Annotated in this window: 10 protein-coding genes; 7 read left to right on the top strand and 3 right to left on the bottom strand. The window is 66.8% G+C overall.

Annotated features, from left to right (window positions below; translation table 11 throughout):
- Positions 1-2: 2 nt before the first annotated feature.
- Genes CAL12_RS21455 through CAL12_RS21465 form a run of 3 tightly spaced genes read right to left on the bottom strand, consistent with a single transcriptional unit; the run spans position 3 to position 9,182 of the window.
- On the bottom strand, positions 3-6,830 hold the full coding sequence (locus CAL12_RS21455; RefSeq protein WP_086066471.1) for an Ig-like domain-containing protein: 6,828 nt from the start codon (positions 6,828-6,830) through the stop codon (positions 3-5).
- A gap of 6 nt (positions 6,831-6,836) precedes the next feature.
- A complete protein-coding gene (locus CAL12_RS21460; RefSeq protein ID WP_086066472.1) occupies positions 6,837-7,634 on the bottom strand; it encodes an efflux RND transporter periplasmic adaptor subunit in 798 nt (265 codons plus the stop codon).
- A gap of 12 nt (positions 7,635-7,646) precedes the next feature.
- Positions 7,647-9,182 (bottom strand): TolC family protein, encoded by a 1,536-nt coding sequence (locus CAL12_RS21465; RefSeq protein WP_086066473.1) that lies wholly within the window; start codon positions 9,180-9,182, stop codon positions 7,647-7,649.
- A gap of 257 nt (positions 9,183-9,439) precedes the next feature.
- Between CAL12_RS21465 and CAL12_RS21470 the strand changes: the two genes are divergently transcribed.
- The 7 genes from CAL12_RS21470 to CAL12_RS21500 all read left to right on the top strand — a co-directional run bounded on the left by CAL12_RS21470 (position 9,440) and on the right by CAL12_RS21500 (position 17,157).
- Complete coding sequence (locus CAL12_RS21470) at positions 9,440-10,711, top strand: amino acid deaminase (RefSeq protein WP_086066474.1); 1,272 nt, start codon at positions 9,440-9,442, stop codon at positions 10,709-10,711.
- Between the two features lie 92 nt (positions 10,712-10,803).
- A complete protein-coding gene (locus CAL12_RS21475) occupies positions 10,804-12,360 on the top strand; it encodes an ABC transporter substrate-binding protein (RefSeq protein ID WP_086066475.1) in 1,557 nt (518 codons plus the stop codon).
- A gap of 21 nt (positions 12,361-12,381) precedes the next feature.
- A complete protein-coding gene (locus CAL12_RS21480; RefSeq protein ID WP_086066476.1) occupies positions 12,382-13,323 on the top strand; it encodes an ABC transporter permease in 942 nt (313 codons plus the stop codon).
- Entirely contained in the window at positions 13,323-14,192 is an 870-nt protein-coding gene (locus tag CAL12_RS21485) for an ABC transporter permease (protein ID WP_086066477.1), read from the top strand. Before CAL12_RS21480 ends, CAL12_RS21485 begins: the two co-directional genes overlap by 1 nt.
- A gap of 3 nt (positions 14,193-14,195) precedes the next feature.
- Positions 14,196-15,203 carry an ABC transporter ATP-binding protein gene (locus tag CAL12_RS21490; protein ID WP_086066478.1) on the top strand — a complete coding sequence of 336 codons (1,008 nt, stop codon included), beginning with the start codon at positions 14,196-14,198 and terminating at the stop codon, positions 15,201-15,203.
- 8 nt (positions 15,204-15,211) lie between these two features.
- Positions 15,212-16,228: an ABC transporter ATP-binding protein gene (locus CAL12_RS21495; RefSeq protein WP_086068034.1), complete on the top strand. Its 1,017-nt coding sequence runs from the start codon at positions 15,212-15,214 to the stop codon at positions 16,226-16,228.
- A gap of 56 nt (positions 16,229-16,284) precedes the next feature.
- Complete coding sequence (locus tag CAL12_RS21500; RefSeq protein ID WP_086066479.1) at positions 16,285-17,157, top strand: MurR/RpiR family transcriptional regulator; 873 nt, start codon at positions 16,285-16,287, stop codon at positions 17,155-17,157.
- Positions 17,158-17,161 lie beyond the last annotated feature (4 nt).

Consider the following 17,161-nt stretch of genomic DNA (forward strand, 5'->3'; position numbering starts at 1 on the left):
GGTCATGCGCCAGGCCCCTGCAGGGATCTGGCCAGCGCCGCCAGGCGATCGACGACGCCCGTGCCGCCGCGCTGCTGCGCCGCCTGATGCAGTTGATCGCTCAAGCCCGCGCGGCCCTCGTGGCCGGACAGCATGGACGCCTGCCGCGCGCCAACCCGGATATGGAACACCGTCTGCGCTTCGTTTCCCGCCGCATCGCGCGCGATCACGCGGACGGCGATTTCACCCGACATACCACTCGGTGCGTCGACGACGAACTTGCCAGCGCGGCTATCGAAACGCACCCAGGCCGGCAAGGGCTTGCCGTCCCGCAGTTGGGCGACGAGCTGGATCGCCGCATTGGGATCGGTATGGGCAAAGGCATCGGGCGGAATGCTGACTTCGACGCGGCTGGCTGGCGCCACGATCAGGTCGCCCATGCCGCGGTTCAACATCAGGCCCTGGTTTTCCGCCGAGGACGGCATTACGACCACCTGGAAACTGCTGCCGTGGGTAAGGGCTGACCTGTCCGGACGGCCCAGGTCTCTCAGGCCGTCGCTCGGGTAGGCGATACCCGTGCCCGCAAGCGACGGCATGACCGCGCTCAAATCGCCGGCCAGCCCCTCGGCCAGCAGGGACGATTGCAGGCGCGGCGGCAGGAACTCGATTGCGGGCTCCTGCAGCGTGATGACACCCGACAACGGCCGATCCGCCGCGCGATCGCGGTCGAATGGCAAGGGCGCCGTGACGGAAAATATAGGCGGTAGCGGCCGCGGCAGCGGCGGCGGGAGCGCCTGTTCCGGTGTGGCGGGCGGTGTGGCGGGCGGTGGGGAGTCCGGTGGCTGAGGCGGCTGGGGTGGCTGAGGCGACGCTGCCAGGCTCAGTACGCCGCTCGCGCTGCTGGCATTGCCCGCGACGTCGGTCACCGTGGCCGTCACGCCGTAGCTGGCGCCAGCCTCCAGCGTAATGCTGCCACTGGCCGGCGTGGCCGACGCCAGATCCAGGCTCCAGCGTCCGCCGACCGGCACGACGCGATATACGGCGTCGCCTACGCGCACCGTCAGCGATTCCCCGGCACCCAAGGCGGCATCGCCGACCAGGACCGGCGCCCCGCCGGCGCCCTGCACCGAAACCACAGTGGGCGTGGCAGGCGGCGTAGCGTCGACCTCGTACGCCTGTCCGTGGACCGGCCCGGTATTGCCGGCGGCATCGACGACCCGTAATTGCAGCGTTCCGCTGGCCGCCAACGTGACGCCATCCCAGGCCAGCGTCGTACCGGTTATCTTGCCGGTGATGTCGATCCAGGTCGCGCCGCCATCCAGGGACCCGTAGGCACGATCGCCGCTGTCCAGCGGGTGGCTCAGCGTGGCCCTGATGGTCTGGCCGGCCACGGCGGTGATGAAATCGCCTTGGGATGCGCCGGTATCGGCGGACAGCGCCAGGTCGGCGAACGCAGCCGACGGCGCCGTCGTATCGATCACGATGGCCTTGTTCGCGCCCAGGGAGCCTGCGCCGCCTGGCGCAGCCAGGTCCAGGCTCGCGTCCTGCATTCCGGCCGACTGCCGTATCGCGCCGCCGTTCAACAACAGCGCTCCGATGGCGGCATAGTCCAGATCGGCGGTATCCTGCCCCGCGCCGATGATGTAGGTAAAGACGAGCGTGGTGCTGCCCGAACCGCTGGTGTAGCGGGCGGTTCCGCCGTTGTTCAACGACAGCGTGGGCGTGCCGCCTGCCGTATCCACCGTGACTGCCCTACTGAAGGTTACCGTGACGGCCACCGTATCGCCCGCCTTGTACAGGCCATCGGGCGTCGTGGCCGCGACATCGGTAACGACTGTCCGCGTGCCATCCACATTGATCGCCGCCGTGCTGCCGACGTTGTTCAGCGTGAGCGTGGCATCGTTGCCGGCGAGGTCCGCGAGCGCACCGCCGTTGGCGTTCAGTCCGCCTATCGTGACGCCGTCGGCATCGTGGTCGGCATTCGTCACCGTATAGCGGAAGACCAGGTCGCTGGTGCCCGATCCAGATTGGTAAGTCGCATACACGGTGGTAGTGCCGATGGCCAGCGCGATACGCGGCGTGCCGCCCGTCGTATCCACCGTCACCGCTTCGGAGAAGTGAACCGTGAAATCGAGATTCTGGCCAGCGTAGTAGGTGCCGTTCGCCGGCACGGTGACCGTGCCGACCTCGGGCGCCGAGGTATCGAGCACGTAGGCGTGTGCAAAGACCGCGCCGCTATTGCCCGCGGCGTCCACGACGCGAACCTGCAGCGTACCGCTCGCGGCCAATGCGCCCAAGCAAGACCAGGTGTTAGCGCCTGCGGTGGCCGCGGCGACGATCCAGCTGTTGCCGCCGTCCAGCGACACCTCCACGCTTTCGCCGCTGCCCAGATTGGCGCTCAGCGTGCCGGAGATGGCTTGCACGGCGGTATTGGTGATGAAGTCGCCGGCGATACCGGAGTCCACCGAGAAGGCGGCCGTCGCGACCGTCGTGGTGGGCGCAGTGGTATCGATGGTCACGAGCAAGCCGGAGGAGGCGCCGCTGACGTTGCCGGCGGCGTCGGTGGCCTTGGCGGTGATCGTGTGCGAGCCGTCGGTCAAGGGCACGGAGGTGATCGACCACACGCCGCCGGCCACCGCCACCGAACCCAGCACGCTGCCGTCTCCGTCGTACAGCGTCACCGTCGACCCGTTCTCTCCCGTACCTGTGAAAACAGGCGTGTCGTTGCTGGTGATGTTGTCCGAATGGGACGTACCGCTATCGCTGCCACTCGTCATGACGGGCTGCGAAGGGACATCCGGGGCCAGCGTATCGAAGCTGAGCGCGGGCAAAAGCGCTCCCGCGCCGCTGTTACCGGCGACGTCGATATAGCTGGACGCGGTCACGCTGATGCTGGCGCTGCCCGCGTCCACGTTAGGCGTAGGGGTGAAGGTCGCCGTGCGCGTCGTTCCGGACCCGGAGAGCGGTCCCAGCGTGCCGCCGCTGACCACGATATCAGCCGACGTAAAGGTGGTGCCCGGGTCTTCGCTGAAGGTGAAGGTGATGGTCGCGGTCTCGCCCATCTTCAACGTCGCCACGTCGCTCGAAATGGTCAGCGCGGGCGCGGTGGTGTCGATGGTAACGTCCAGGCCTGCCGAGGCGGCGCTGACGTTGCCGGCGGGATCCGTGGCCTTGGCCGTCAGGGTGTGCGCGCCCGCGCTCAGCGCCAAGCTGGTAATCGACCAGTTGCCGGCCGTCGCGACGACCGATCCGAGCACGGTCGTGCCGTCGGTGTCGTAGAGCGTCACGGTGGAACCGGTCTCCGCCGTGCCGGTGAACGTAGGCGTCGTGTCCGAAGTGATGTTGTCCGAGTTTGACGTGCCGGCATCCGTGGCGCTGGTCATGTTCGGCGCCGAAGGGGCGGCCGGCGCGGTGTGATCCAGCGCATAGGTTTCGCCGGCGTTGTACCCCCCTTGGATAGCGATCCCGCCAGCATTCTCGATGCCGGTGCTCGCGCCGTTCAGATCCAGGCGCAGCATGCCGTCGCCGCCGAGCATATCCACTACGACGGTATAGGTGGAACCGCCACCGGAGACGGACGCGATCCGGCCCGAGGCGGTGCCGGTCGGGGTAAGCGTGAAGTCGCTCGCATCGACGCCCGTCACGGCTTCGCTGAATGTCACCGTATAGCTGACCGACGTGGCGGACGCGCCGACCTGCACGGACGCGCCGCCCGCACGCCCAATGGCGCTGACCGTTGGGATATCCGACACCGTGAACGTAAAGGCGCGGTAGCTGACATTGCCGGCGGTATCGGAGGCGGCGACGTAGATGTGGTACGAACCCATGCTGAGCGAAGCGCCACCGACCCGCAGCGCGTTGCCGACGATGGCGAAACTGCCGTTGTTCGCATCGTTGGTACCGTTACCCGCCGCCAGGCTGTAGCTGACCGCCAGCCCATCGGTGGACGACAATGTCGCGATCGACGATCCGGCGCTCGCGCTCACGCTCGTCACGGTCGTTGTGCTCAGGTCCAATCCGGTCGGCGCGGTGGTGTCGACGGTGAACGTCAGTCCCGGTGAGGCGCTCGCGGCATTGCCGGCGAGATCCGTCACCACGGCGGTGACGACATGGCTGCCCTCGGCCAGCGCGGGGGCCGTGAAGGACCATGTGCCACCGGCCGCCGTCGTGCTGCCGAGCAGCGTCGCGCCGTCATACAGCTCGACGGTGGTGCCGCTTTCCGCTGTCCCGGTGAATGTAGGCGTCGTATCCGACGTGATGTTGTCGGTGGCGGACGCTCCTGAATCGGTGCCGGCCGTCATATCGGGCGTCGAAGACGGCGCGGGGGCTGTCGTATCCAGCACGTAGGCTTGGGCGTAGACCGTACCGTCGTTGCCCGCCGCATCCGTGACCTTGAGCAGCAGCGTGTTGCTGCCGCTCAGTACCGCGCCGGTCCAGGTCAGCGAAGTGCCGGACACATGGGAGGTGAGATTGACCCAGCTCTGCCCGTTATCGAGCGATCCGTAAACGACATCGCCCGGATTCGGGGCGCTACTCAATGTCGCCGTGATGGTCTGGGAAGCGACGTTGGTGACGAAGTCGGTGGCGCTGTCGCCCGTATCGGCGGACAGGGAAGCATTGGACACCGCGCTGGTCGGCTTGACGTTGTCCACCGTGGCATTGCTGGTGTCCGACGTCGTGGTGGTATTGCCCGCGTTGTCGGTGACCTTGACGGAGACATTGCGATTGGCGACGCCGTCCAGCGCGCCGGCAACGATGGTATACGTGGCAGTCCAGACGCCGCCGGAGTTGGTGGCCGCCACCGCGGCGCCGCCGCCGAACTGGCTGAAATCGAACGTGACGCCGCTGAGGGTATCGACGTTGTTATCGCCTGCCGCCGTGTTGTTCCAGGTCGCCGTGACCGTGTCGCCGATGCGATAGGCGCCGCCGATCCCGGTGCCGCCGGTGATGCCGACGTTGCCGTCGGTCACGGTGGGTGCAACGTTGTCGATGGTGAGATTGCTCGTATCGGCCGCGGTTGTGATGTTGCCCGCGTTGTCCGTGACGGTGACCGTAACGTTGCGCGCGACGGCGTCAACCGCGCCGCTGGCGATGGTGTAGCTGGCGCTCCATATACCGCCTGTGTTGACGCCGACCACCGATGCGCCGCCGCCGAACTGGCTGAAATCGAATCTGACGCTGCCAAGGCTGTCGGAGTTGCTGTCGCCACCGGCGGTGTTGTCCCAAATGGCCGTGATGGTGTCGCCGATGCGATAAGTCCCACCGGGGCCGCTGCCGGCGCTGGTGATGCCGATCCGCGCATCGGTCACTATCGGGGCGACGATGTCCACGGACAAGTTGGTGGTATCGCCGGTGAAAGCAGTACCGGCATCGTTGAACGCGCTGACCCGGACATTGCGGTTGGTGGCGTCCACGGAGCCGGCCACGAGCGTATAGCTGGCCGTCCAGATCCCGCCGGAATTGGTGGCCGCGACAGTGGAGGGTCCGCCGAATTGCGAGAAGTCCATCGTCACGCCGTTCAACTCGGCATTGTTGTCGCCGGTCGCGGTGTTATCCCAGACCGCGGTGACGGTGTCGCCGATCCGATAGGCGCCGCCCACTCCGGAACCGGTCGAAGTGATGGAGATATTCGCGTCGGTGGCCACCGGAAAAGCCGGTATGGCCTTGACGTTCAAGATATCGAAATTCTGGAACAGGCCGAAATCGCTCGAGCTCAATACCACTTGGGTAACGTGGTTCAGCGGCGAGCTGAAGCTCGACAGCGTCTGCCAGGCGTTGACCAGCGAATTGATCGTAAAGTTGGCCGTGGAGCCGTTGGCGTACCGGACTTGCATCGCCAGGCTGCCCGACGCGACGCCGACCTGGAAAGACCCGACATCGAACTCATAACCGGCCTGGATCGAGATGGTCAGCTTGATATCGTTACCGCCGCCCGTACCTTCGTAGGCATACAAGCCGTCGCTGCCGTAGGAGAGATCATCTATTCCCATGCCACCAAAGCCGGTGCCGCCCGTGAAGCTGACCGTTGCGCCGCCCAGCTGTTTCTGTATCAACATGGAACTATAGTCGGCGTCGGAATCGGTGAAGGTAACGACCGTCAGCAGGCCATGGTAGTCGGCGATTTGCAGGGCGCGCGCGTCGATCTGCCCGGTATGCGCCTCCAGCGACCAGTCGCCGCCCCTGTCCGCCGCTCCCGTCGCGTCCGTCGACGCCGCCACATCGGCGCCGGTAAGCCGCGCCATATCGTCGATCAGGCGCTGCCCATCGCTGCCGGACGCGATATCGCAGCCGTAGAGCAGCAGGTCGCCGCCGGCATTGAGCGCGCGGCCGATCTCGGCGAGTTCGGCCTGCACCGTGGACGAGGACAGCGAGGCATCGGTCAGCACATCGGTACCCAGGTTCAGCTTGCCTTCCGACCCGTGCGACAGGATATGGATGGCGTCGTAGCCGCCATGACTCCGCGCCCAGCCGGCGATCTGTGCCAACCCCTCCTTGTTGCCGTCGAATTCGACGATGGCCACGCCCGCGCGTACGCCGGCCTCCAGCGTCCGGTAATCGGCGACCGATGTGTCGACGAAGACGACCTCCTTCCTGCCATTGTTGCGGCTGGCGTCGGCCTCGCGCACCTGGTGCGCGGCGGCCGCGGCCTCGGCCGCCTGCGCCGCGGCATGGGCATCCGGTTTCGCCTGCGTGTCATGCGCGGCCGTCGCCGCCGCCGCCCCATCGAACATGAAGCGGGGCTCCAGCGACAGCACCCGGGAGGCCCGACGCAGGTTCTGCCGCGGGGCGGCGCCAGCCTGCGACGCACGCGACTGGTGGATCAGGCGAAAGGGCAGGAAAAGGTCATTCATGATGGGTCAGGATCCGCTGGGAGGTGCCATCAGCACCTTGCCGCTCATGCCGGCCATGAGCTCGCTGAAACCGCCGTCGATGACCGCGGTCAGTTTGATGGATTGGCTTACCGGGTCCACCCGGGCGCCGATGCGCTGCACCTTGGCCGGATAGGTCTTGCCTGTTTCGTCGATCGCCACCTCAAAGCGCTGGTCGGGCTTGAGCCAGACCAACCATTTGCTCGGCACGATGAAGTCCAGTTCGAGCGCGGAATCGTCGAGTATTTCCAGCATGGGCTGGCCGGGCTGCACGTACTGCTGGGGCCGCACCCGCTGTTCCGCGACACGGCCGTCGAAGGGCGCGACGATGCGGCACTTGTCCAGCACGATGTCCGCCAACGAGACCTCGGCGCGCGCCTTGCCGGCTTCCGCCTCCGAAATCTCCAGCTCGACCTTGCCCACCGAATTGAGTTGCGCAAGGCGCTTGTTCGCGGCGTACGTATGTTCGGCGGCCGCCAGCGCCGCCCGGGCCTTGCGGGACTGCGCCTGCTGCAAGGCGCAGTCCAGCGACACCAGCGTCTGGCCCGCCTTGAAACGGCCGCCTTCCGGCACGTCGATACGGTTGATCTTGGCGCCTATTTCGGCGGAGACAGTGGTGTAGCGGCGTGGCACCAGCTCCGCGCGGATGTCTTGCCTTTCTATTGCCGTGGACGGCGCCGCGGGCGGCATTGTCTGGGCCGCCGCGCTGCCCGCCCCCAGCAGAAAGGCGGTCAGCAGCACCGCCCGCGAGTGGCGCGCGCGGCGGCGGAAATTCGTTCGGCGCATGCCATGTCTCCGTCAGTGCGCGGCGGCGGAAGCCGTCCAGGTGCCCGCCGCGGACACCTGTTTCGTCAGCGCCTCCAGCGACAGATCACCGACGCTGCCGATCGTGGGCTCCATGCCCAGTGTCGATTGCAGCCTGCCGCTGGCGCTCTGCAACTGCGACAAGGACTGATAGCGGCGCAACAGGCTGACGATGGCGACGGTGTCGTTGGAAACCTGTTCCAGCTTGCTTTGCGCCTGTGCGGCGGCGCGGTTCTTCACATACTCCGCGATCTGTGCATCCGCCCGCCAGATCTCATCGGCGCGCGTGTACTGCTGCAGCGCCGACTCGTACTGCAGGCGCGACAGGTAAACCTTGGCCAGCACCGCCATCTGCGTGGCGATGCGCCGTTGGTCGGCCAGCTTCACGCCCGCATCCGCCAGCTTCTTTTGCGAGGGCGCGGATAGCAGATTGAAAACATTCCAGGACAATTGCAGACCGGTCTCGTTCCAGGTCTTGTTGATCAGATAGCTGTCGGTATCGTGCCGCACGCCGTAGTTGAAGGAAAGGTTCGGGAACAGCTTCAACAGGGTGCGCCAGGTTTCCTCGGCTGCGATGCGGCTGGCGTAGTGCTGCTCGCGAATGTCGGCATTCTGGCTCAGGGCCAGTTCCTCCATGCGCTTGACCGGCATGTCGCGCAGAGCGCTATCGATAGGCTCGCGCGGCTCCAGCACGCGGAAGTCCTGATCGAATGGTGCGTTGATAAGCTGCGCAAGCTCGATATGGCCGGCGTCCAGCTCCATCTGGATGCTTTCCAGCAGATTGAGGTTTTCCAGCAACTGGCGTTGATAGCGCAATGCATCGATCGGCGATCTCAGGCGTTCGGCCTCGGCTTTTTGCGCATCCTGCAGCGCCTGTTCGGCGACGGCGATGGCCTGCCCCACCCGGTCGTGCAGCATCTGCGCGCTGACCGTGCGCCAAAAGGCGACCTGGACGTCCTGCACCAGTACGTGCATGGCCTTGCGGCGGCGCTCCGCGGCGATCAGCACGCGGTCCGCCTGCTGTTTGGCCTCGATGTAGCCAAGACCAAAGTCGAGCAGGTTCCACGTCAGGCCCAGATCGTAGGTCTTGTGCGTGCGGGCACTGGAGATGTAGGGATGGCTCAGCGACGGTTCGCCCGTGACCGAATCGACGCTGCGGGTGATCAGGTCATTATTGCGGTGGCTGTAGCCGGCCTGGGCCATCAGCTTGGGCAACATGTCCCAGCTCGCGGCGTCCAACTGGTCCAGCGCGAGCGCCTCTTCCATCATCTTGACGCGACGGTCCAGGTTGTACTTCAAGGCGCGCGCGATGGCCTCGTCCAGGGATAGCGGCCCCTTGATGGACTCCACGTCCTGGCTCGCGGCAGCCTTGTCGGCGGCCGTGCCGCGCGCCAACTCATCCGCCGTCAATGGGTGCAAGGCCACCGTGCCGCAACCGGCCAGTGCCAGCGCAGCGGCAAGGAAGACAAGGTGCCGAAGCGACGAAAACGGACGGCGCGGGTGAGGGGTCGTTATCTGGGTGGGGTCCATGGCGCTGCGTGGCACACAAAGCGCGGGCCCATGCCCCGGAATGGGACATCTTCAGCACCGCGACTGTTACAAAACGTGTAGGCCCATTTTAGGTTCGCCTATGGGATCGAAATGGAGAAGTAAGGTCGGTAATGCCCGCCAATCCTCGTAAGGGGACGCTTCTCCGGGAAAACCCGGCTGGCGCGCTGTAAATAATTTTCAGGATAATCCTGAAAACCGGATTTCCCGGTAAAAATTTTCAGATTGCGACAGCCGCCATGCCGGACTCCACGACTGCCTACCCTCCCCTCGACCCCGCCGGCAAAGGCCTGGGCGCCTTCCCCGCCGGCTGTACGCCGGCCCAGGCGGCGGGCCTGGGCTGGAACCTGCTGGCCGAGGATGTCAGCCTGCCCGCCGCCGTCCTGTACGAATCGCGCGTCCGCCACAACCTGGCGTGGATGCAGGAGTTCATGCGCGCCTATCAGGTCCAGCTGGCGCCCCACGGCAAGACGACGATGAGCCCCGCCCTGTTCCATCGGCAGCTGGAAGGCGGCGCCTGGGGGATCACGCTGGCGACGGCGCCGCAGGTGAATGCCGCCTACCGCTATGGCGTGCGCCGCATCCTGATGGCCAACCAGCTGGTGGGCCGCGCCAATATGGCATTGATCGCGGAACTGCTGCGCGACCCGGGTTTCGAATTCTGCTGCCTGGTCGATGACCCGGCCAATATCGCGCAACTGGGCAAGTACTTCGCCGAGCAGGGGCGCGTACTGCGGGTGCTGGTCGAATTGGGCGTGCCGGGCGGGCGTACCGGCGTGCGCGACGACGCGGCGTTGCAGCGCGTGACCGACGAAATCGCGCGCTGGCCCCAGTCGCTGGCGCTGGCGGGCATCGAGATCTACGAAGGCGTGCTGTCCGACGAAGGCAAGATACGCGACTTCCTGCGCCGCGCGGCCGATACGCTGCGCGCCCTGCAGGCCGCGGGCAAGCTGGCGCCCCAGGGCGCGGCCATCCTGACCGGCGCGGGTTCGGCCTGGTTCGACGTGGTGGCGCAGGAATTCTCCGGCCTGGATATCGGCCGCGCGCTGGACATCGTGCTGCGGCCTGGCTGCTATCTGAGCCACGACGTCGGGATCTATCGCGGCGCGGCCGAACGGATCGGCCGGGAAAACGACGTGGCACGCGGCATGGCGCCGGGCTTGATGCCCGCCTTGCAAGTCTGGGCCTATGTGCAATCGCTGCCCGAACCGGGCCGCGCGATCATCGGCATGGGCAAGCGCGACGCGGCCTTCGATGCCGGCCTGCCGGTACCGGCGCGCCATTACCGGCCCGGCGCCCAGGCGCCGGCCGCCGCCACGGCGGGATGGGAAGTCACCGCGATGATGGACCAGCACGCCTTCATGCGCATCGCCGACGGCGACGACATCCAGGTGGGCGACATGATCGGCTTTGATATTTCGCACCCCTGCCTGACTTTCGACAAATGGAAGCAGGTGCTGCTGGTGGACGACGACTACCGGGTCGTCGATATCGCGCAGACATTCTTCTGATCGAACGCGCGTCCACACCGAACGCATTTCCCTGTCGCACACGCAGTTTCCGTCCGGCGGCGACTCCGCCTAGAACTTCTGGAGCACACTCGATGAACGCAATGGTCTCCCGTCGCCGCGACGGGTTGAAAACGCTGCTGCTGGCCGCCGCGCTGGGCGTAGCGGCCCTGGGCGCGCCCGCCCATGCGGCGCCCGTCAAGGGCGGCACGATTTCCGTCGCCACCATCGGCGAACCGCCCACCCTGGACCCCATGGCCAGCACGGCGGACCTGGTCGGCATCATCAGCCAGCACATCTACGAAACGCTGTACACCTTCGACGCCAAGTGGAACGTGACGCCGCTGCTGGCGCAGGCGCTGCCCACCGTCAGCGCCGACGGCCTGACCGTGACCATCCCCATCCGCACCGACGTCAGCTTCCATGACGGCAGCAAGATGACGGTCGACGACGTGATCGCCTCGCTGCAGCGCTGGACCACGACGGCGTCGCGCGGCAAGGCGACCGCGCCGCTGCTCAAGGCCATCGAAGCGGCCGACGATCACACGGTGCGCATCACGCTGACCCAGCCTTACGCCCCGTTGACCGCCCTGCTGGCCATGAACAATGCCGCCGCGGCCATCATGCCCAAGAGCAAGATCGCGCCCACCATCACCGAATACATCGGCACCGGTCCCTATATGGTGAAGGCGCGCGTGCCCGATCAATACCTGCAACTGGTGCGCTTCCCCGGCTACAAGTCGCGCGGCGGCCAGCCGGACGGCTATGGCGGCGCGCGCGAGCAGAACCTGGACGAAATCCGCTTCGTGCCGGTGCCCAATGCCAATACGCGCCTGGAAAGCGCCGTGGCCGGCCAGTACGACTACGTCGACTCCATCGCCGTGGAATCGGCCGGCAAGCTGAAATCCGGGCAATCGCAGGCCGTGCTGCTCAAGCCTTTCGGCTGGCCGCGCCTGGTGATGAACACCAAGCAGGGCATCATGTCCAACCTCAAGATGCGCCAGGCCGTGCAGATGGCGCTGAACGAGGAAGACATGCTGGCCGCCGCCTTCGGCAGCACCGACTACTACACGGTGGACGGCGCCATGTATCCCAAGGGCTATCCCTGGTACACCGATCGCGGCACCCAGGCCTACAACAAGGGCGATGCCGAAGGCGCCAAGAAGCTGATCGCGGCCGCCGGCATCCCCGACCGCGCCATCCGCATCCTGACCAGCCAGCAGTACGAATTCCACTACAAGATGGCACTGGTCGCCGCCGAGTACCTGAAGCAGGCCGGCTTCAAGGTGGATATGCAGGTGGTCGACTGGGCCACGCTGACGCAGCGCCGCCAGGACCCCGCCCTGTGGGACATCTTCATCACGCACAGCCCCTTCCTGCCGGAGCCCGCGCTGATCGACTTCCCGTCGAAGAACTCCCCGGGATGGTGGGACACGCCGCGCCGCAACCAGGTGCTGGACGCCTTCAACCGCGCGACCTCGCAGGACGAACGCGTAAAGCTATGGGGCGACGTGCAGCAGGCGATTTTCGATGAAGTGCCCTTCATCAAGGTCGGCGACTTCAATGCGGTCGCCGCGAAGTCTCCTGCCCTGCAAGGCGTGACGCCGGCCCCCTGGCCCTACTTCTGGAATGCCTGGAAGGCACCGAAGTAAGCCACGCATCGAGGATTGCCTGTGTTGTCCTATCTTTTCAATCGCCTGCTCGGCCTCATCGCCGTGATGTTCCTGGTGGCCACGATCGTCTTCGTGATCATCCGGGTCACGCCCGGCGATCCGGCCGCGGTGATGCTCGGGCCGGAGGCCAGCCAGCAGGATATCGCCGCCCTGCGCACCCGCCTGGGCCTGGACCAGCCGCTGCCGGTGCAGTATGTGACGTGGCTGGGACAACTGGCGCGCGGCGATCTGGGCCAGTCCATATTCCTGAACAAGCCGGTGCTGTCGGCCCTGGCCGACCGCGCCGAGCCGACGTTCTGGCTGACGCTGATGTCGCTGATCATCGCCACCGTGATCGCGCTGCCGGTGGGGATACTGTCCGCCGTCAAGCGCGGAACCACGCTGGACCAGTCGGTGCTGAGTTTTTCCATGTTCACATCCAGCGTGCCCAGTTTCTGGCTGGGATTGCTGCTGATGCAGGTGTTCGCGGTGAAGCTGGGCTGGCTGCCGGTATCGGGCTATGGCGGACCGGACGCGTCCTTCGGCACGCGGCTGAGCCACCTGATCCTGCCAGCCGTGGTGCTGGGCCTGGTCAATTCGGCGCTGATCACGCGCTTCATCCGCGCCAGCATGCTGGACGTGCTGCGTGACGATTATGTGCGCACCGCGCGCGCCAAGGGCCTGCCCGAACGCAAGGTCATCATCAAGCATGCGGTGCGCAATGCCCTGATCCCGATCCTGACCGTGCTGGGCCTGACCACCGCGCTGCTGGTCAGCGGCGCCGTGGTGACGGAAACCGTGTTCGGCCTGCCCGGCGTCGGCAGCCTGGTGGTGTCGGCGGTCCTGCGCCGCGATTATCCGGTGATACAGGGCGCCCTGCTGGTGGTGGCCGCGATCTACGTGCTGATCAATCTTCTCATCGACCTGCTCTATCTGGCGGTCGACCCGCGGGTACGCTACTGATGTCCATGGTCCTTTCCTCGCATGCCGCCGGCGAACGCTGGCAGGTCCTGCGCCTGCTTGTCTCGCGCAAGACCGTGCTGCTGAGCCTGATCGTGCTGGTCGTGCTGGTTGGCGCGGCGCTGCTGGCGCCGCTGATCAGCCCCTACGACCCCTACAAACTGTCCATCGTCAACCGGCTCAAGCCGCCCAGCGGCGCGCACTGGTTCGGCACCGACGACTTCGGCCGCGACGTCTTCAGCCGTGTGGTCTATGGCGGCCGGCTGTCGCTGACGGTGGGATTCGCGGTGGTGATACTGTCCAGCGTGCTGGGCATCGCGCTGGGGTTGATCGCCGGCTTCTTCCGCCGCGCCGACAAGTTCGTGTCGCGGCTGATCGACGCGATGATGGCGTTTCCCGACATCCTGCTGGCCATTTCGCTGGTGGCGGCGCTGGGGCCGTCGGTGATCAACGTGGTCATCGCGCTGGGCATCGTCTACACCCCGCGCCTGGCGCGCATCGTGCGGGCATCCACCCTGGTGATCCGCGAACTGCCCTTCGTGGAAGCCGCGCGCGCCCTGGGCGTGCCGACGCGCCGCATCGTCGCCGTGCACGTGCTGCGGAACCTGGTGTCGCCCATCCTGGTGCAGGGCACCTTCATCTTCGCCTACGCCATCCTGGCCGAGGCGGGCCTGTCTTTCCTGGGGGTGGGCGTGTCGCCCGACATCCCGACCTGGGGCACGATGATCAACGCCGGCCAGCAGTACATGGGTTCGGCCGACTGGATCATGATTTTTCCGGGCATCGCCATCGTGCTGTCGGTGCTGTCCCTGCAATTGGTGGGCGATGGTCTGCGCGATGTGCTGGACCCGCGCCTGCGCAAGGAGTTGTGAGCGATGACGGCAAGCACACGCGACGTCGTTCTTTCGGTGGAAGGACTCAAAACCTGGTTTCACAGCCGCGACGGTATCGCCAAATCGGTGGACGGCGTGACCTTCGACCTGGCGCGCGGCGAGACGTTGGCCATCGTCGGCGAATCCGGATCGGGCAAATCGGTGACCAGCCTGTCCATCATGGGCCTGCTGCCCAAGCCGGCCGGGCGCATCGAAGCGGGCCACATCCGCTTCCGCGACCGCGCCGGCACGGAGCACGACCTGGCGACGGCATCGGCGGCGCGCATGCAGGATATCCGCGGCAAGGAGATCGCCATGATCTTCCAGGAGCCGATGACCAGCCTGAACCCGCTGTACACGGTGGGCGACCAGATCGCCGAAGCGGTGCTGCAGCATGAAGGCGGCTCGCGCGCCGCGGCCCTGCGGCGCGCCCGCGAAATGCTGGAACGCGTGGAAATCCCCGCCGCCGAGCGGCGTATCGGCGAATATCCGCACCAGATGTCGGGCGGCATGCGGCAGCGCGTGATGATCGCGCTGGCGCTGGCCTGCAACCCATCGGTGCTGATCGCCGACGAGCCCACCACGGCGCTGGACGTGACGGTGCAGGCGCAGATACTGGACCTGCTGCGGCGCCTGCAGGAAGAACTGGGCATGAGCATCCTGTTCATCACGCACAACCTTGGCGTGGTCGCCGAGATCGCCCATCGCGTCGCGGTGATGTACGCCGGCCGGGTGGTGGAAGACGCCGACGTCTACGACCTGTTCGAGCGGCCCAGCCATCCCTATACGCGCGGGCTGCTGTCCTGCATACCCACCGACGCGCTGCTGGCCAGCGGCGAACGCCTGCGCGCGATTCCCGGCAACGTGCCCAGCGTGCTCGCCCTGCCCCCCGGCTGTACCTATGCGCCGCGCTGCGAGCTGGCCAGCGAGGCCTGCACGCGCGCGGTGCCCGACCTGACCGATGTGCGCGGCGGCCACCGCGCGCGCTGCATCAAAGTGACTCCCGCATGATGGACGCCATGACCGACGCCCCGCCCCTGGCCGCCGCCGGCAATGCCGCGCCGGCGCTCGATGCCGGCCCCCTGCTCAGCGTGCAGGACCTGCGCGTGCATTTCCCGACCTCGTCGCGCCGCGGCGCGCCTGTCGTCAAGGCGGTCGACGGCGTCAGCTTCGACGTGCGGCGCAATTCCATCGTCGGCCTGGTCGGCGAATCCGGCTCCGGCAAGACGACGACCGGCCGCGCGCTGCTGCGCCTGGTGCCCGCCACCGGCGGCAAGGTGCTGTTCGACGGCGCCGACCTGAGCCGCCTGGACGAAGCCGCCATGCTGCCCTGGCGTCGCCGCATGCAGATAGTCTTCCAGGATCCGTACGCCAGCCTGAACCCGCGCATGACCGTGGCGGAGATCCTGGGCGAAGCCCTGGACACCCACAGGCTGGCGCGCGACCGCCGCCATGAACGCATCGCCGAACTGCTCACGCGCGTCGGCCTGAACGCCGACCACGCCCGCCGCTATCCGCATGAGTTTTCCGGCGGCCAGCGCCAACGCATAGGCATCGCCCGCGCCCTGGCGGTCGAACCCGACTTCATCGTCGCCGACGAACCGGTGTCGGCCCTGGACGTTTCCGTCCAGGCCCAGGTGCTGAACCTGCTGCAGGACCTGCAGCGCGATCTGGGCCTGGCCATGCTGTTCGTCGCCCACGACCTGGCGGTGGTGAACTACCTGTGCGACGAAGTGGTGGTAATGTACCTGGGCCGGGTCATGGAAAGCGGTCCCACGCGGCGCGTCTATGCCGCCCCGCGGCACCCGTATACTCGCGCCCTGCTGTCCGCCGCCCCGGTGCCCGACCCACGCGCGCCCCGCAATCGCATCCTGCTGAAGGGAGACATCCCCAGCCCCATGGATCCGCCTTCGGGCTGCGTCTTCCGCACGCGCTGCCCGCACGCCATCGATGCCTGTGCGCAGACCGTGCCGGCGCCGCAATCCGTCGGCGAAGGCCAGCTGGTGGCATGCCTGCGGGCGGCCGAACTGGCTTGAAAACGACGCAGCCCGGCCGCGCGGCCCGACCCGTTTCCCTGTTTGCAGAACCCGCCATGACCCAGATCCGCGACATCGTCTACCAGATACGCAGCTGCCGCGACACGCTGAGCGCGACCGAGCGCAAGGTTGCCGATGCCATCCTGGACGACATCGCGATGGCGGCTGGCGCCACGGTGGACCAGCTGGCGGGCAAGGCCGGCGTCAGCATCGCCACGATCTCGCGCTTCGCGCGCTCGGTGGGCTGCGACGACACGCGCGACCTGAAGATGAAGCTGGCCCAGGCCAGCGCCGTCGGCACGCGCTTCCTGGATCGCAACACCCCCGCCGAGGAAAGCACTTTCTATGCGCGCATCTACGCGGACATCGAAAGCACGCTGCGCGCGCACCTGCCCCTGTACACCGAGCCCTTGTTCGAACAGGCCATGGAAATCGTGCGCGGCGCGCGCATGACCTATGTCTTCGGCATGGGCGGCGCGTCGGCCGTGTTGGCGCAGGAAATGCAGTCGCGGATGGTGCGCCTGGGCTATCCCGTGGCGGCCTACAGCGACGCGGTGCTGCTGCGCATGGTCGCCGCCACCCTGGACGAGCGCGATGCGGTGATCATGCTGTCCGCGTCCGGGTTGACGCCTGAAATGCTGTCCGGCGCGCGCATCGTCAAGCAGTACCGTGCCCGCATCGTCGCGCTGACGGATGCCACCGCGCCGCTGGCCGAGCTGGCCGACGTGGTGATTCCGGTGCGCACCGACGAGACCGACTTCATCTACAAGCCATCGGCGTCGCGCTACGCGATGATGCTGGCCATCGACCTGCTGGCCACGGAGCTCGCCATGGCGCGGCAGGACGAAACCCGCGACCGCCTGCGCCGCATCAAGCTGGCGCTGGACGAATATCGCGGCGGGCCCAATCGCCTGCCGCTTGGAGATTGACACG

It is taken from the genome of Bordetella genomosp. 8, assembly GCF_002119685.1.
In the GTDB taxonomy this organism is placed as follows: domain Bacteria; phylum Pseudomonadota; class Gammaproteobacteria; order Burkholderiales; family Burkholderiaceae_B; genus Bordetella_C.

Coding starts and splice junctions, on each gene's coding strand:
- CAL12_RS21455 (WP_086066471.1), bottom strand. CDS start 6,830: ATGAATGACCTTTTCCTGCCCTTTCGCCTGATCCACCAGTCGCGTGCG.
- CAL12_RS21460 (WP_086066472.1), bottom strand. CDS start 7,634: ATGCGCCGAACGAATTTCCGCCGCCGCGCGCGCCACTCGCGGGCGGTG.
- CAL12_RS21465 (WP_086066473.1), bottom strand. CDS start 9,182: ATGGACCCCACCCAGATAACGACCCCTCACCCGCGCCGTCCGTTTTCG.
- CAL12_RS21470 (WP_086066474.1), top strand. CDS start 9,440: ATGCCGGACTCCACGACTGCCTACCCTCCCCTCGACCCCGCCGGCAAA.
- CAL12_RS21475 (WP_086066475.1), top strand. CDS start 10,804: ATGAACGCAATGGTCTCCCGTCGCCGCGACGGGTTGAAAACGCTGCTG.
- CAL12_RS21485 (WP_086066477.1), top strand. CDS start 13,323: ATGTCCATGGTCCTTTCCTCGCATGCCGCCGGCGAACGCTGGCAGGTC.
- CAL12_RS21490 (WP_086066478.1), top strand. CDS start 14,196: ATGACGGCAAGCACACGCGACGTCGTTCTTTCGGTGGAAGGACTCAAA.
- CAL12_RS21495 (WP_086068034.1), top strand. CDS start 15,212: ATGACCGACGCCCCGCCCCTGGCCGCCGCCGGCAATGCCGCGCCGGCG.
- CAL12_RS21500 (WP_086066479.1), top strand. CDS start 16,285: ATGACCCAGATCCGCGACATCGTCTACCAGATACGCAGCTGCCGCGAC.